We start from the raw sequence: 15,043 nt of genomic DNA, 5'->3' as shown, positions 1-15,043 counted from the left end.
CCCGGCTCGAGCGGTGTTCAGGGGGTCGGCCACTCCTCGGGAAGCGGCAGCGCTGACGGATTCACGACGCCGACGATCTCGGTGAGAACGCGGCGGGTCTGGGTCTCGCCCACCCACAGGTGCTTGCCGCCCTCCACGGCGATCAGCGTGGCGTCGGGCACGGACGCGAAGCGTTCGGTGGCGGCATCCGGCCTGAGGTAGTCATCGAACTCGGGAACCAGCACGACGACGCGGCGGTGGTCCCCCGCCCACGCCGCGACCTCTTCGGGCGTGGCCCGGTGCAACGGGGGCGAGAGCAGGATGACGCCTCGTACGTCGTGGTCACGGCCGTACTTGAGCGCGAGCTCCGTGCCGAACGACCATCCGACCAGCCACGGCTCCGGCAGTGCGCGGTCGCGAACGAGGTCCATCGCGGCCGCGACGTCGAAGGCCTCCGCGCGGCCGCCGTCGAACTCGCCGTCGCTCGTGCCACGAGGGGACGCCGTTCCGCGGGTGTTGAACCGCAGCACCGCCAGGTCGGCCAGCGCCGGGAGGCGGGCCGCGGCTTTGCGGAGGATGTGGGAGTCCATGAATCCCCCCGCGGTGGGCAGCGGGTGCAGGGTCACCAGGGTCGCGACCGGCTCGCGATCGACCGGCAGCGACAGCTCACCGACGAGCGTCAGCCCATCGAGGGTCTGCAGTTCGATGTCTTCTCGCCGTGCGGGCAGCTCGACGGGTCCGCGGATCTCCATGAACTCAGCACCTTTCATCAGCGGCCGATCTTCCAGCAGTGCGTATGCCAGTGCCTTCGCGCGGCCAGATCGGCCTCGGCGCCGAGCACCCCGTCGGCGCGCCATGCGACGAGATGCGCGAGGCCGATATCGATGGATCGTCCGCAGCCGGGGCAAACGTAGGATTTCACGGCCTGAGCACCTGAGACGGGCTGCACCGTCCACTCGACGCCTCGGCGGTACTCCGTGCGCTTCCAGCCGGCGAGCAGGTGCTCGAACGAGTCGTCGTCGCCGGACGGGTCCGGACGCCGGCGGTGGGACCGCGGCACGGGGTCAGTACCAGCCGGTGGACTGCGAGTGGCCCCAGGCGCCGCACGGCGTTCCGTACCGGCCGCCGATGTAACCCAGTCCCCACGAAATCTGGGTCGCCGGGTTGGTCTCCCAATCGGCGCCGGCGGAGGCCATCTTGTTGCCAGGGAGGGACTGCGGGATGCCATAGGCACCGCTGCCGGCGTTGTACGCGTTGACGCGCCAGCCGGACTCGCGGTTCCACAGGGCGACGAGGCAGCCGAACTCGGCGTCGCTCCAGCCCCGTGCCAGCACCATCTCGTACGCGATCGCCTGGGCGCTGCCCGGATCGGGGGTGACGAAGGGCGGGGACCAGCGCGCCCCCGACGTGCTGCCCGTGGACGTGGCCACGGGAGTCGGAGGGGGCGTCGGCTTGGGCGTCACGTACACCGTGTAGTTCCCTCGGTCGAGCGTCGCCGGCTCCGCTTCGGGGGCGGTCTCGACCTCGTACGACTGTGCGTCGATCACGGCGGTCGAGTACAGGGACAACGGGGCGACGGCCGGGACGGCCTCAGCGAGCGCGGCACCGGTCGGACCGACGTACGCCCCGATGAAACCCACGACGGAAAGGGCTGCGAAGACGCCCAGGACGCCGCGTCGGCGGCTCCACCTCGCCCGGGCCGGAGCCGCCGAACGACGAGTGCGCTGCCCCGCTCCGCGTGCCGTCGATGTGCGCGCCACCCCGCGGGATGACGCCGGAACCATCTCTTCACCCGAAGTCACAATGGCCCGAGTTTATCGATGCGGACACCGATGTGCCATCCGAGCGCGATGATCGCCATCCGATACCACGCTCGCCCGCTGGGGCGGGGTCAGCGGACGGCGAGCATGACGTCGACGACGGCGTCGAGCAGGGCATCCACCTGCTCTTCCCGATACCCGGCGCGCTGCATGCGGAATGCCACCGCCCGCACCTGATCGACCGTCACCGGGTCGCCGCTCTCGAAGTAGCGCGCCAGCTTGTCGGAGATGAGGTCGACCTCGTCGATGCGGTAGCCGAAGGTCAGCCAGCTCGTCCGCGCGAAGCGGCGGCCCCTGGGTCGCGCGAGGTGCTCGAGGATCTCCTGCGCGTGATCCCGCGCCCGCTCGACCCAGATCTCGGCGCCTGCCGTGGTCACCTCGCGCTCCCGCTCCACGGCCGCGAACGCGTCCTCGACACGTCCGAGCGCGCCGTCCACCGCGGCGATCGAGTAGCCGCCGCGGACGAGCGGGAACGCCACCTGCCGCACGGCGGCCGCGTCGATCAGCTCCCCCTCGGAGCCGGTCTTCTCGAACGACGCGCGGGCGCGCGCGAGGAACTCGTCGACCGCGCGGCGGTCATAGCCCCGCTGCCGGCGGGGCGCGTCGGGGAACGGCGCGGGCGACAGCTGAGCGGGGGTGTCTTCGGAGGTCGTCATCAGGCCGCCAATGGAGAGAGGAGGTAGTAGAGCGCCAGGGCGGCCGTGGCGCTGGGAAGGATGGAGTCGAGCCGATCGAGCACACCGCCGTGACCGGGCAGCCACGAGCTCATGTCCTTGATGCCGAGGTCTCGCTTGATCATCGACTCGCCCAGGTCGCCCGCAGTGGCGGTGCCGAGGATGAGGGCGCCGATGATCAGGCCCGTCCACCACGGAAGACCCAGCATGAAGAGGGCGAGCAGCACACCCGCGACGAGGGCCGCGAGAGCCGCGCCCGCGAAGCCCTCCCACGTCTTCTTCGGGCTGATCCTGGGGGCCATCGGATGCTTGCCGAAGGCAAGGCCGGACGCGTACGCGCCCGTGTCGGAGGCGACGACGACGATGATGAACGCCAGCACCCACCACTCGCCGCCGTCCTGTCGCAGGAGCACGACGCCGAGGCTCGCGAGGAACGGGACGTACAGCTGGATCAGCCCGCCGACGAGCACGTCGCTGAGCACGTCTCCGTAGGTGCGACCGTCCTTCGCGATCATCTGGGCAAGCATCCGCCAGACGAGCACGATCGCCACGGCGGCGAAGAGAAGTACCCAATGCAGCCACAGATCGATGAAGAAGGCGGAGACGACGAGGATGGAGCCGACGACGAGCTGCGGCCCGAGGTCGACCCGGCGTCCACTGGCCTGAAGGGCGCGGCCCAGTTCGAACGTGACCAGCACGCTGGCGGCCAGCGCGAAGATCACGAAGAGCCACTTGAAGAAGATCAGCGAGAGCACGAGCACCGCACCGAGCCCCAGTGCGATGACGATCGCGACGATGAGGTTGCGGCCCGTGCGCTCCTTGATGCGCTCGTTCGCCTCGTCGAACTGGTCGCGGGCGTGCGCCACCTGATGCTCGAACTCGCTGCGCGCTGCGCGCAGCTGCATCTGGATCGCCTCCGGAGTGGGCGGCTGGGACGCTCGCGACTTCGACGCCTGGCGACGCGTCAGCGGGGCTGCTGAGGCGGGCGGAGTCGTCGAGGCGGGCGGAGTCGTCGAGGCGGGTGGGGTCGTCGAGGCGGGCGGGGTCGTTGAAGCGGGCGGAGTGTCGGAAGTCGGCGGGTTCCCGTCGGGCACGTCGCTCATGAGGTGAGCCTCAGACTTCGAGGAGCTCGGTCTCTTTGCGCTTGAGCGCCTCATCGATCGCGTCGACGCGGGCACGCGTCACGGCGTCGAGTTCCTTCTCCCCGCGGGCGATGTCGTCCTCACCCAGGTCGGACTTGAGAGCGTCGAGGTCGTCCTTCGCCTTGCGGCGGATGCCGCGGACGTGGACCTTGGCGTCCTCGCCCTTCGAGCGAACGATCTTCACGAACTCCTTGCGGCGCTCCTCGGTGAGCTCGGGAAGCGTGACGCGAACGATGTTGCCGTCGTTCGTCGGGTTCGCGCCCAGGTTCGGGGTGTCGCGGATCGCCTGCTCGATGGCCTTCAGAGCCGATTTGTCGTAGGGCGTCACGACGATCGTGCGCGCCTCGATGTTGTTGAGCGACGCGAGCTGGGCCAGCGGCGTCGGCGTGCCGTAGTAGTCCACCAGGATCTTCTGGAAGAGCTGCGGGTTCGCACGGCCGGTGCGCACGCTCGAGAAGTCCTCTTTGGCGGCCTCGACGGCCCTGTCCATACGCGCTGCGGCATCCGCCAAGACGTCCGTGATCACGGTCACTCCATTCGGTAAAGCTTGGGATCCAGTGTAGCCGGGGCGGGTCCCCCGGCACGGGGATCACGCGGTGACGCGCGTGCCGATCTCATCGCCGAGAAGCGCCCGTGTGACGTTGCCCGCCGGCTCCATGCCGAACACGCGCATGTCCATGCGGTTGTCCATGCACAGGCTGAACGCGGTGGAGTCCACGACCTTGAGCCCCCGCTGAAGCGCATCCTGGTACGTGATGCGGTCGATCCTCGTCGCTGTCGGATCGACGCGCGGGTCGGCGGTGTAGACCCCGTCCACACCGTTCTTGGCGACGAGCACCTCGGATGCGCCGATCTCCAGCGCCCGCTGTGCGGCCACCGTATCGGTGGAGAAGTACGGGAGACCCGCACCGGCACCGAAGATGACGACGCGACCCTTCTCCATGTGCCGCTCCGCGCGACGAGGGATGTAGGGCTCCGCCACCTGGGTCATCGCGATGGCCGACTGCACGCGGGTGGCGGCGCCGGCCTGCTCGAGGAAGTCCTGCAGGGCGAGGGCGTTCATGACGGTGCCCAGCATGCCCATGTAGTCGGCACGCCCGCGGTCCATACCGCGTTGGCTGAGCTCCGCGCCCCGGAAGAAGTTGCCGCCGCCGACGACGACCGCGATCTCCACGCGGTCGACGGCCGCGGCGATCTCCTGCGCCATCTGGCTCACGACGTCCGGGTTGACTCCCAACTGGCCGGCTCCGAACGCCTCTCCTGAAAGTTTGAGCAGAACGCGTCGGCGTCCGGTCGTCTCATCGATCACGTGTCATCCAATCGTCGGCGGTTCAAAACTACTGTGCTCGGGCCGGGCAGAGAAAAAGGACCCGCATCGCGGAATGCGATGCGGGTCCTTGCAGGGTGTTACGCGCCGACCTTGAAGCGCGCGAAGTCCGTGATCGTGATCCCGGCATTCTTCGCGACCTGGGCGACGGAGAGCTTGTTGTCCTTCGCGTAGTCCTGGTCGAGCAGGGCGACCTGCTTGAAGAAGGCGTTCACGCGGCCCTCGACGATCTTCGGCAGGGCGGCCTCTGGCTTGCCCTCGTTGCGCGAGATCTCGGTGACGATGTCTCGCTCCTTCTCGACCTCGGCCGCGGGGACGTCCTCGCGGGAGAGGTAGGTGGGGTTGGCGAACGAGATGTGCTGCGCGATGCTGCGCGCCGTCTCGGCGTCGGTCCCGGAGTAGGCGACGACCACGCCGATCTGCGGGGGCAGGTCCTTGCTCGTCTTGTGCAGGTAGATCTCGAACGCGTCGCCGGTCAGCGTGCGGACGCGGCGCAGCTCGACCTTCTCGCCGATGATGGCGGCCTCGTCGGAGATCAGCGTCTCGACGGTGCCGACGCCGGCGGGGGCGGCGAGGGCGGCCTCGGCCGAGTCGGCGGAGACGGCGGCCGCGGCATCCGCGACCTTGTCGGCCAGCGCGATGAAGCGGTCGTTCTTCGCGACGAAGTCGGTTTCGCAGGCGAGCTCGACCAGGGTCACCTTGCCGTCCTGCTCACGCGCGACGACCAGGCCCTCGCTCGTGGAACGGTCGGCGCGCTTGGCGTTGCCCTTCGCGCCCTTCAGGCGCAGGATCTCGACGGCCTTCTCGACGTCGCCGTCGGCCTCTTCGAGAGCCTTCTTGGTGTCGACCATGCCGGTGCCGAGCTGCTCGCGCAGGGCCTTGATGTCGGCGATCGTGAAGTTTGCCATGTGTGGCGGCTCCTTGCTGGTGGTGAGTTCTCGTGGATGCCGCGGCGGGCCGGTCGTGCGGCCCGCCGCGGCGGAGATTACGGGGCTGTCCGCTGGATCAGCGGTCGGACTCGGACGCGCCGGCGGCGTCCGTCGGAACGACATCGGCCACGGCGGCCTCTTCGGCATCCGCGGTCGCGTCGGCGTCACCCGTGGCCGCGGCGGCCTCGACGGCGGCGACATCCTCGGCGGACAGGCCCGCGGCGGCGGCGATGGACGCGTCGTGCGCCTCGGCGCCGGCGGCATCCGCGTCGGTCGCGGCGGCTGCCAGGGAGACGTCCTGCGCACCCTCCACGGTCGGCTGCTCGAGGAGCTCGCGCTCCCAGTCGGCGAGGGGCTCGGCGTCAGCCGACTCGTCGGTCGGCTGGTGGCGCTGGATGAGGCCCTCGGCGGCGGCGTCGGCGATGATGCGCGTGAGCAGCCCCACCGAGCGGATCGCGTCGTCGTTGCCGGGGATCGGGTACTGGAACTCGTCCGGGTCGGCGTTCGTGTCGAGGATGCCGATCACGGGGATGCCGAGCTTCTGCGCCTCGCTGACGGCCAGGTGCTCGCGCTTGGCGTCGACGATCCAGAGCGCCGAAGGCGTCTTGGTGAGGTTGCGGATGCCGCCCAGCGACTTGTGCAGCTTGTCGAGCTCGCGCTTCTTGAGCAGGAGCTCCTTCTTGGTGAAGCCGCTCTCGGACGGGTTCTCGTAGTCGAGCTCCTCGAGCTCCTTCATGCGCGCGAGGCGCTTGGAGACCGTCTGGAAGTTGGTGAGGAGGCCACCGAGCCAGCGCTGGTTGACGTAGGGCTGGCCGACGCGCGTCGCCTGCTCGGCGAGGACTTCCTGCGCCTGCTTCTTGGTGCCGACGAAGAGGACGGTGCCGCCGTGGGCGACGGTCTCCTTGACGAACTCGTACGCCTTGTCGATGTACGACAGCGACTGCTGCAGGTCGATGATGTGGATGCCGCTGCGCTCGGTGAGGATGAAGCGCTTGACCTTCGGGTTCCACCGGCGGGTCTGGTGTCCGAAGTGGACGCCGCTGTCGAGCAGCTGGCGAATCGTGACGACGGCCATGGCCGTTCTCCTGTTCTGGCGCGCGTGCGCGCCGCTTTCGGTTTGTTTCCGCCGGACCGTTCGGCCGGCGAGCCTGGTACCCGGCTCGCACCCGCACGCCCGCTCACGCGGGAGAGACCATAGGGTGCGATGCCGCGCTTCCCTGAGATGAACCTCGGGGACCTGCGCTGTGGGCACGCGTAGTCACCCCGACGAGCGGGGTGCGACATCCAGTGTACCAGGCGGCACGTTCCGAGCAGGCTCCTGCACAGGTCGCCTGCCACGCGTACCCGTCCACAGGTTGAGGCAAGCGCTGCGGCCGTACTGCGACGCCCCGCACGATGAGCGGATGCCGCGCATCGTACGGAGCCTCGCCGGGCTCGCTGTCGCGGCGGTGCTCCTGGGGATGGGGCCGCCCGCGCCGGGGACCACCGCGGCCGCGGCGGCGGTCTCGGGTGCGGAGCCGGTGTGGAGCACAGGGGCGGGGTTCCGTGTGGCGAGCGGCACGGCCTGGGTCTGGCCGGTCGAGGGGTCGTTCCGGGTTGTGGAGCGCTTCGTCGCACCCGCACACGACTACGCGCCGGGGCATCGCGGGATCGACCTCGAGCCGCGGGAGACCCTGCATGTCCGGGCACCGGCGGCGGGGACCATCGCGTTCTCCGGGCAGGTCGCCGGCCGGCGTCTCCTGACGATCGACCACGGCGATGGACTGGTCACCACGCTCGAGCCCGTCGACGGCCGGCTCGAGGCGGGAGCCGCGGTGTCGCCCGCAGAGGTCGTCGGCAGCCTCTCGCTCGGCGGTCATGCGGCGGCCGGCACCGTGCACTTCGGCGTGCGACTCGACGGTCGCTACATCAACCCGATGCTGCTCTTGGGTGGCGTGCCCCGCGCGGTGCTCGTGCCCTGCTGCGAACCACTCCACTGACGTGTTCCGCGGTGCTCACGCGCGGGGGTGCGCCAACCGGTAGGTAGCGGCCAGACGCTCCGACGACACGTGCGTGTAGATCTGGGTCGTGCCCAGGCTCGCGTGGCCGAGCAGCTCCTGCACCGTCCGGAGATCCGCTCCCCCGTCGAGCAGGTGTGTGGCGGCGGAGTGGCGCAGGGCGTGCGGGCCCACCGCGCTGGAGCCGACGAGCGGGCCGAGCGCACGCGAGACGAGGTCGTACACGGACCGCGGGGCGATGCGCCCGCCACGGGCACCGAGGAAGACGGCGGCACCTGCGGTCGGTCTCGCCGAGTCGATCCGTGAACGAAGGACCGGGCGTCCTCTGGTGAGGTAGGCCCCGAGCGCCCTGCGGGCGGGAGTGCCGAAGGGCACGACCCGCTCCTTCGAGCCCTTGCCGAGCACGCGCGCCGTCGCCCGATCGAGGTCGAGGTCGTCGATGTCGAGACCGCAGAGCTCCGAGACCCGGATGCCGGCGCCGTACAGCACCTCGAGCAGAGCGTGGTCGCGCAGGACGAGCGGATCCCCCGCCTCCGCCCGGACCTGGTAGCCGTCCAGCAATTCGCGGAGAGCGTCTGCGGTCGCCACAGCCGGCAGGGTCCTCCCGCGCTTCGGCGCGACGAGGCGCAGGCTCGGATCGGTGGCCACGAGCCCCTCGTCGAGGCACCATGCAAAGAACGAGCGTGCGGCCGCGGTGCGGCGAGCGAGAGTGGAGCGGGCGTCACCGCGCTTCGTCGCGTTCCACAGCCATTCGCGCAGCAGCTCGAGGTCGATCTGCTCCAGCGGCACGAGTCCGGCGGTGGCGGCGAGGTCCCGCAGGTCGGCACGATAGGCGCGCACGGTCGCCGGCGAGAGCCTCCGCACCCGTTCGAGGTGCAGCGCGAAGGCGTCGGCCGCCGCATCGAGCTCCATGACACCAGCATGACGGCGGCGGGCCTCACACCGCGGAGGACACCCGGCGCCAGCCCCTTTCATCCCGGGCGACCGCGCCATCCATCGCCAGCAGACCGAGCACCCCCTCGACGTCGGCGATGGCCAGACCGCAGCGGCGTGCGACATCCGGGGTCTGGCGCCCGGCGCGGGACGTGAGCGCATCGAGCACGCGGGTCTCCTCGGCGCTGCGCCCTCCGAGCGTGGCGCGTCCTCCCGGCATCCCGTCGCCGCCTGCCCACCCTCCGCCCAGAAGCTCCATCACCTCGTCGACCGTCGTGACGCATCGCGCGTCGAACTCGCGCAGAAGGCGGTGGCATCCGGCCGAGGCCGCAGAGGTGACCGGTCCCGGCACGGCGCCGAGCGGTCGTCCCAGTGCCGCCGCGTGTCCGGCCGTGTTGAGCGACCCGCTCCGCCATCCGGCCTCGACGACCACGGTCGCCTGGCCGAGCGCCGCGATCAGCCGGTTGCGGGTGAGAAACCGCCACTTGGTGGGCGCGCCCCCACAGGGGACCTCGCTGACGACGGCTCCGGCGGCGGCGATGCGCTCCAGCAGGTTGGCATGCCCGGCGGGGTAGGCCCGGTCCACGCCGCCGGCGAGGAGGGCGAGGGTCTGGCCTCCGGCGGCCAGGGCGGCGCGATGCGCCATCCCGTCGATGCCGTAGGCGGCACCGGAGACGACCGTCACTCCCCGGCCGGCGAGTTCGGCTCCGAACTCCATCGCGACATGTTCCCCGTAGCCGGTCGCCGCGCGCGCCCCGACCAGCGCGACCGATGCCTGCGCGGCGGTCAGAGCCTGCGGATCTCCGCGCACCCACAGGCAGAGCGGCGCGTGGTCGCCCAGGTCGTCGACCACGACGGGCCATTCCTGATCGCCCGGGACGAGCAGTCTCGCCCGCGCCCGCCCTGCGAGGTCGATGGCGGCACGAACAGCCGGAGCCTCCAGCCGCGGCATCCAGCGGGCCACGCCCGCGGCCGCTTCGGCGGGTGTGATGTCGGCTCGGCCGACCACCGCCGCTTCGAGTGCGCCATTCAGGAGGGGGCGAAGGGCCTCGTGCGGTCCCATGCCTGCGATGAGCCGCCCCGCGACCCCGTCCCCCGGCTCGACCAGGACGCTCCACACGACGATCGAGAACAGCCGCTCCGCTTCGGCACCGGTCAGCGGCTCACCGCCACGGAGAGGCCGCAGCCGCTCGACCATCTCGCGGGTGCTCGGCAGATCCATCGTCATGGGGTGACGCCTTTCTTCATGAACAGCGCACGACCGATGTCGTGCGTCGTGGGGGTGGTGCGGCCGGCCATGTCCGCGAGGGTCCAGGCGATTCGCAGAACGCGGTCATAGCCCCGCAGCGTCAGCGCGCCGCGGTGAAGGGCCGCGTCAAGGGGCCGACGCACGGCCGGCGGAAGGCTCAGCGGCCCCTGCCGGAGCCACGGCCCCGACACGTGGGCGTTCAGCCGCCACGGCGTGTCATGCAGTCGATGGCTCGCCCGCGCTCGCGCCTCCGCGACACGCCCCCTCGCGGCGCCCGTGGTGACGGCGTCGCGCGCCAGTTCCGCGTGATGCGCCACCGCCACCCTGGTCAGTCCCAGCTCTATGTCGATGCGGTCGAGCAGGGGGCCCGAGAGGCGACCGAGGTAGCGGCGGATGGAATGAGGGGGACACACGCACGCCGCTCCGCGGACGCCGTAGTTGCCGCACGGGCAGGGGTTGGTGGCCAGGACGAGTTGGAAGCGAGCCGGAAAGGCGGCCGTCACCCCCGCGCGATGGATCGTTATCGATCCGGACTCGAGCGGCTGCCGAAGAGCGTCGAGCGCATTCGTGGCGAACTCCGCGGCCTCGTCGAGGAAGAGGACACCGTGGCTCGCCCGGGCGATCGCGCCGGGGCGCACCATCCGCGACCCGCCGCCGACGAGTGCCGCGACGCTGGCGCTGTGATGCGGCGCCTCGAAGGGCGGGCGTCGAGAGAGCCCGGCGACCGGATCTCCCGAGAGGGAGCGGATCGAGGCGACCTCGAGGGCCGCGTCGTCGCCGAGGGCGGGCAGGATGCCCGGCAGCCGGCTGGCGAGCATCGTCTTTCCGGCACCGGGCGGTCCCGTCATCAGCAGGTGGTGACCGCCGGCGGCCGCCGCGATGAGCGCCTCCACGGCCTCGCGCTGGCCCACGACATCGACGAGGTCGGGTGGCTCGGGGTGGAAGGTGTCCACACGGGGTCCCGCGACCGGATCGATCAGAGGTGACTCGACATCCGCTCCGTGCCACCGCGCGACGTCCGCGAGGCATGCCGCACCGAGCACCGTCATCCCATCCACGAGTTCGGCCTCCGCGAGATTCGCGTGCGGGACGACCGCCCTGCGGAATCCCGCCCGCGCGGCGGCGTGCACGGCCGGCAGGACGCCGGGCACGGGACGCAGCCGCCCGTCGAGCCCGAGTTCCCCGATGTGCACCGTCCGCTCCACGGAGGCGACATCCATCGCCCCTTCGGTGGCCAGGGATGCGATCGCTATCGCGACATCGAAACCGGAGCCCTGCTTGGGCAGGCTGGCCGGTGACAGGTTCACGGTGAGCCTGCGTCGCGGCAGGGGAAGGTCGCTGTTCGCGCACGCGTTGTGCACGCGCTGCACCGCCTCACCCAGCGCCTTGTCGGGGAGCCCTATGAGGTGGAACTCGGGCGTCTGCTTGGACAGGTCGGCCTCGACCTCCACCAACGCGCCCTCGAGACCGGTCAGCGCCACGGCCCACGTGCGAGCGACCGTCATCGCACGTCCTCGACGTGCTCGAGGTCGGCCGTGTCGGGATCCGGCCCCGTCAGCGCGATCGCGTCGACCCGCACGACCCTCCCCCGGCTCCACTCGGGATGCGCACCGGCCCATGCCATCGCGAGCTTCCAGAGCCGGGCGCGCTTGCGCGCGTCGACCGCCTCGAGGGGATGCCCGAAGCCGTCGCCGCGGCGCGTCTTGACCTCGACGACCACGACCTCGACACCGCGCACGGCGATGATGTCGAGCTCGCCCTGCGCGGAGCGCCAGTTGCGCTCGATCAGCCGGTAGCCGGCATCCGCCAGATAGCGAGCCGCCCTGTCTTCACCCGCGCGTCCGAGGACGTCCTTGTCTGCCATGAAGGGCAGACTGCCCGCCCCTCATCCACAAACGACGGCGAAGAACCCGACGCTCGAAACGCTGGGAAGGAACGGGGGGTGTGGAGGAAGCCCCGGCGGTGCTACTCGTCGAGCGACAGCTCCTGCGGAAGCTCGAAATCGCGGCGCTGCAGCTCTTCGACGTTGACGTCCTTGAAGGTCAGCACGCGCACCGACTTGACGAATCTGTCGGCGCGGTAGATGTCCCAGACCCACACGTCGTTCATCGTGAGCTCGAAGTAGAAGTCGTGCTCGGTGTCGCGGCGGACGACGTTGACCTCATTGGCGAGATAGAACCGGCGCTCGGTCTCGATCACGTACTGGAACTGCGACACCACGTCGCGGTACTCGCGGTACAGAGCCAGCTCGAGCTCGCGGTCGTAGTCCTCGAAGACTTCGTCATCCATGGTGTTCCCATCCTAGAGCCGGTCGGGATGGCGAACGATCGGAGCTCAGAACAGCGTCTCCGGCAGCAGCGCCCACGATGCCCGGTGGTGCGGGCTGATCCCATGCGTGCGGATCGCCTCGCGGTGATCGGGACTCGCGTACCCCTTGTTGCTGACCCAGTTGTAGGCGGGAAGGTCGTCGTGCAGGTCGATCATGAGCGCGTCGCGCGCCACCTTCGCGAGAACGGATGCCGCGGCGGCGCTCGCGCAGTCGCGGTCGGCCTTGATCACCGGCCGCACGGTCAGTCCGCGTGCGCCGGCGGCGGTGATGTAGTCGTAATTCCCGTCGAGGATGACGATCGCCTCGGCGGTGTGGAAGCCATGGGCGCTCAGATCGGCAAGGGCGCGGATCGCGGCGAGGCCCAGGGCCCGCATGATGCCGACCTCGTCGACCTCGGCGGCGCTGGCCCAGCCGATGGCGCTCCCCTGCACCCACGCGCTCGCGCGTGCCGCGACCTCCGCCCGCTTCGGCTCCGGAACGAGTTTGGAATCGCGAAGACCCTCCGGGATGCGTCTGCGGGCGCCGCGTTCGTCCATCACCGCTGCGCCGACGGCGACGGGGCCGGCGAGGGCTCCGCGTCCCACCTCGTCGCACGCGATGACGATCGGCCGCTCGCGCAGCAGACGCCGCTCGAGGGTGAGCCGGGGTGCGACGGGGGTCATGGTGCGGGAGTCGGCTCTGGCACGCCCGCGAACACTTCGTGATGCGTGTTGATGGTGCCGAATCGGTTCAGCGGCCACGTGATGACGAACGCCCGCCCGACGACGTTGGCGACGGGCACGAAGCCCTTGCCGGGCTCCTCCTGGTTGTACCGCGAATCCTTCGATCGATCCCGGTTGTCGCCGAGCACCCACAGCGAGGCGTCCGGCACGACGACGTCGAAGGGATCCGCGGATGCGTCCACCGATCCCGGCGAGAGCTTGAGGTAGTCGGACTCGTCGACGGGCACACCGTTGACGGTGATCTGACCGATCGGGTTGCAGCAGACGACGTGGTCGCCGGGCAGGCCGATGATCCGCTTGATGAGGTGGTCGTCCGAATCCGGGGCGGAGAGACCGACGAGCGAGAGCAGCCAGTCGGCGCCCTCGATGATCGGATGACGCGGCGGCTCGGTCGACGGCGGAAGCCAGCCGCCCGGATCGCGGAAGACGACGACGTCGCCTCGTTCGTAGTCGCCGAATCGCGGGGTGATCTCATCCACGAGGATGCGGTCCTTGATGAGCAGCGTGTCCTCCATCGACCCGGAGGGGATGTAGAACGAGCGGACGACGAATGTCTTGATGAGGAAGGAGACCAGCACCGCCACCAGGATGATGACGACGACATCCCGTAGGAAGATCAGCCAGCCGCGCCTGCGCGACCTGCCCGTCTCGGGGAGCGGAACGGGCCCGGACGCCCCTTCGGTGCTCTTGTGCTCGGTGGTCAAAAGGGATCCCTCACTCGAGGCTCGTCGAACGTCGGGAGCCGCACCTCAAGGGTCGCACACTCCCGCCCCCAACAAGACACCCCGCGGCTTCCGCCACGGGGTGTCTCGAGAGGTCTGATGCGCGTCAGTAGTCGCGCTTCTCCTTGATCTTGGCCTTCTTGCCGCGGAGGTTGCGCAGGTAGTACAGCTTCGCGCGACGCACGTCGCCGCGGGTGACGACCTCGATGTGGTCGATCACCGGGCTGTGCACCGGGAAGGTGCGCTCGACGCCCACCTGGAAGCTGATCTTGCGGACCGTGAAGGTCTCGCGCACGCCGTCGCCGGAGCGGCCGATGACGTGACCCTGGAAGACCTGGATACGCGAGCGCGTGCCCTCGGTGATGTTGACGTGCACCTTGACGGTGTCACCGGGGCCGAAGTCGGGAATGTCGGAGCGGAGCGATGCCGCATCGACAGCGTCGAGGATCTGCATGATCTTTTCTCTCTGCGGCCGCCACAGGTCGACCGCGGGTATGAAGTGAAGGATTGTGATGTGCGGTGGGATCTGACGATCCTCGGCTCCCCTGAGGCAGAACGCGATGCACGGCTCCGGGCCGGAGGCCCAGCGCCGTCACGGCACGAAGATCCATTCTGCCACGGATGCGGCGGGTGGCCAAAACACCGCGGGCGGGCGGCGGCCCAGGATCAGCGGCGACCTAGGGGTTCGGCGGCCGTTCGGAGATGACGATGACGTCGTGCTCGACCTCCGGGCGGCGGGGCGGGGTCGGCGGCGGGATGTATGCGGTCTGGTCCGGACCGGTGGTCCGGAGGATGACCGTGCTGGCCCTCGTCTCTCCGAGGAGTTCCCAGAGCACGAGCCAGAAGAGCCCGACGCCCACGACGACGGCGCCGACGAACGCCGGCCAGAACCAGGCGGGGTCGAAGAAGCCGCACGCGATGGTGAGCGCATGCCAGATGCTGAATCCGGCCACATCCCACCACGAGACGGCTCGCTGCGCCCTCACGGTACCGCGGGCCTTCACGAGCAGCCCCAGGGCGAGCTGGCCGATGAACACCGAGGGGATTGCCAGGAAGATCACCCAGACGAACGCCCATCCGCCCGCCCGGAAGACGCCCCAGCCGATCAGGAGCCACAACGGCAGAAGGAAAGCGGCCGGAAGCAGCCAGCCGTAGAACGCGCGCCGCAACCACATGCCCCGATGGTACGCCCGAGCACCGCCCGGTCGGCGGTGTCACCG

Annotated in this window: 20 protein-coding genes; 2 read left to right on the top strand and 18 right to left on the bottom strand. The window is 70.2% G+C overall.

Annotated features, from left to right (window positions below):
* Positions 1–17 precede the first annotated feature (17 nt).
* The 5 genes from ACLQ2Q_RS10735 to ACLQ2Q_RS10715 all read right to left on the bottom strand — a co-directional run bounded on the left by ACLQ2Q_RS10735 (position 18) and on the right by ACLQ2Q_RS10715 (position 3,441).
* Positions 18–731, bottom strand: coding sequence for an alpha/beta hydrolase (locus tag ACLQ2Q_RS10735; protein WP_425820425.1), 714 nt, complete (start codon positions 729–731; stop codon positions 18–20).
* 17 nt (positions 732–748) lie between these two features.
* On the bottom strand, positions 749–1,039 hold the full coding sequence (locus ACLQ2Q_RS10730) for a hypothetical protein (protein WP_425820424.1): 291 nt from the start codon (positions 1,037–1,039) through the stop codon (positions 749–751).
* A gap of 4 nt (positions 1,040–1,043) precedes the next feature.
* Positions 1,044–1,781 carry a lytic transglycosylase domain-containing protein gene (locus tag ACLQ2Q_RS10725; protein WP_425820423.1) on the bottom strand — a complete coding sequence of 246 codons (738 nt, stop codon included), beginning with the start codon at positions 1,779–1,781 and terminating at the stop codon, positions 1,044–1,046.
* An 89-nt stretch (positions 1,782–1,870) separates the two neighbouring features.
* Entirely contained in the window at positions 1,871–2,455 is a 585-nt protein-coding gene (locus ACLQ2Q_RS10720; RefSeq protein WP_425820422.1) for a DivIVA domain-containing protein, read from the bottom strand.
* A complete protein-coding gene (locus ACLQ2Q_RS10715; RefSeq protein WP_425820585.1) occupies positions 2,455–3,441 on the bottom strand; it encodes a phosphatidate cytidylyltransferase in 987 nt (328 codons plus the stop codon). Before ACLQ2Q_RS10715 ends, ACLQ2Q_RS10720 begins: the two co-directional genes overlap by 1 nt.
* Between ACLQ2Q_RS10715 and ACLQ2Q_RS10710 the strand changes: the two genes are divergently transcribed.
* Positions 3,395–3,583, top strand: coding sequence for a hypothetical protein (locus ACLQ2Q_RS10710; RefSeq protein ID WP_425820593.1), 189 nt, complete (start codon positions 3,395–3,397; stop codon positions 3,581–3,583). The genes ACLQ2Q_RS10715 and ACLQ2Q_RS10710 overlap by 47 nt on opposite strands.
* A gap of 3 nt (positions 3,584–3,586) precedes the next feature.
* On the opposite strand, the gene frr is transcribed toward ACLQ2Q_RS10710, so the two are convergent.
* The 4 genes from frr to rpsB all read right to left on the bottom strand — a co-directional run bounded on the left by frr (position 3,587) and on the right by rpsB (position 6,946).
* Positions 3,587–4,141 (bottom strand): ribosome recycling factor, encoded by a 555-nt coding sequence (gene frr, locus ACLQ2Q_RS10705; protein WP_425820421.1) that lies wholly within the window; start codon positions 4,139–4,141, stop codon positions 3,587–3,589.
* 63 nt (positions 4,142–4,204) lie between these two features.
* A complete protein-coding gene (gene pyrH, locus ACLQ2Q_RS10700; protein ID WP_425820420.1) occupies positions 4,205–4,924 on the bottom strand; it encodes a UMP kinase in 720 nt (239 codons plus the stop codon).
* A 98-nt stretch (positions 4,925–5,022) separates the two neighbouring features.
* Entirely contained in the window at positions 5,023–5,850 is an 828-nt protein-coding gene (gene tsf, locus ACLQ2Q_RS10695; RefSeq protein WP_425820419.1) for a translation elongation factor Ts, read from the bottom strand.
* 97 nt (positions 5,851–5,947) lie between these two features.
* A complete protein-coding gene (rpsB, locus tag ACLQ2Q_RS10690; RefSeq protein ID WP_425820418.1) occupies positions 5,948–6,946 on the bottom strand; it encodes a 30S ribosomal protein S2 in 999 nt (332 codons plus the stop codon).
* Between the two features lie 328 nt (positions 6,947–7,274).
* On the opposite strand from rpsB, the gene ACLQ2Q_RS10685 reads away from it, so the two are divergent.
* Positions 7,275–7,850, top strand: coding sequence for a murein hydrolase activator EnvC family protein (locus tag ACLQ2Q_RS10685; protein WP_425820417.1), 576 nt, complete (start codon positions 7,275–7,277; stop codon positions 7,848–7,850).
* 15 nt (positions 7,851–7,865) lie between these two features.
* Here the strand turns inward: ACLQ2Q_RS10685 and ACLQ2Q_RS10680 are convergent, their stop codons facing one another.
* The 9 genes from ACLQ2Q_RS10680 to ACLQ2Q_RS10640 form a co-directional block, all read right to left on the bottom strand.
* Complete coding sequence (locus tag ACLQ2Q_RS10680) at positions 7,866–8,780, bottom strand: tyrosine recombinase XerC (protein ID WP_425820416.1); 915 nt, start codon at positions 8,778–8,780, stop codon at positions 7,866–7,868.
* A 25-nt stretch (positions 8,781–8,805) separates the two neighbouring features.
* Positions 8,806–10,029: a DNA-processing protein DprA gene (gene dprA, locus ACLQ2Q_RS10675; protein ID WP_425820415.1), complete on the bottom strand. Its 1,224-nt coding sequence runs from the start codon at positions 10,027–10,029 to the stop codon at positions 8,806–8,808.
* On the bottom strand, positions 10,026–11,555 hold the full coding sequence (locus ACLQ2Q_RS10670) for a YifB family Mg chelatase-like AAA ATPase (protein ID WP_425820414.1): 1,530 nt from the start codon (positions 11,553–11,555) through the stop codon (positions 10,026–10,028). The genes dprA and ACLQ2Q_RS10670 overlap by 4 nt, the downstream gene beginning before the upstream one ends.
* Positions 11,552–11,914 (bottom strand): YraN family protein, encoded by a 363-nt coding sequence (locus tag ACLQ2Q_RS10665; protein WP_425820413.1) that lies wholly within the window; start codon positions 11,912–11,914, stop codon positions 11,552–11,554. Before ACLQ2Q_RS10665 ends, ACLQ2Q_RS10670 begins: the two co-directional genes overlap by 4 nt.
* Positions 11,915–12,015: 101 nt before the next feature.
* Complete coding sequence (locus ACLQ2Q_RS10660) at positions 12,016–12,339, bottom strand: DUF2469 family protein (protein ID WP_325484147.1); 324 nt, start codon at positions 12,337–12,339, stop codon at positions 12,016–12,018.
* Between the two features lie 45 nt (positions 12,340–12,384).
* Positions 12,385–13,041, bottom strand: a complete 657-nt coding sequence (locus tag ACLQ2Q_RS10655) for a ribonuclease HII (RefSeq protein WP_425820412.1) — start codon at positions 13,039–13,041, stop codon at positions 12,385–12,387.
* Positions 13,038–13,805, bottom strand: coding sequence for a signal peptidase I (gene lepB / locus ACLQ2Q_RS10650; RefSeq protein WP_425820411.1), 768 nt, complete (start codon positions 13,803–13,805; stop codon positions 13,038–13,040). Before lepB ends, ACLQ2Q_RS10655 begins: the two co-directional genes overlap by 4 nt.
* A 124-nt stretch (positions 13,806–13,929) precedes the next feature.
* A complete protein-coding gene (gene rplS, locus ACLQ2Q_RS10645; protein ID WP_425820410.1) occupies positions 13,930–14,277 on the bottom strand; it encodes a 50S ribosomal protein L19 in 348 nt (115 codons plus the stop codon).
* A gap of 223 nt (positions 14,278–14,500) precedes the next feature.
* The gene (locus tag ACLQ2Q_RS10640; protein ID WP_425820409.1) at positions 14,501–14,998 is read right to left on the bottom strand and encodes an MFS transporter permease; all 498 of its coding nucleotides are present in this window, start codon (positions 14,996–14,998) and stop codon (positions 14,501–14,503) included.
* Positions 14,999–15,043: the final 45 nt, after the last annotated feature.

Origin of the sequence: Microbacterium sp. DT81.1 (assembly GCF_049844955.1) — a bacterium.
Classification (GTDB): Bacteria; Actinomycetota; Actinomycetes; order Actinomycetales; family Microbacteriaceae; genus Microbacterium.
Note: the sequence above shows the minus strand (reverse complement) of the source record. Positions and strands in the feature narration are given on the sequence as shown.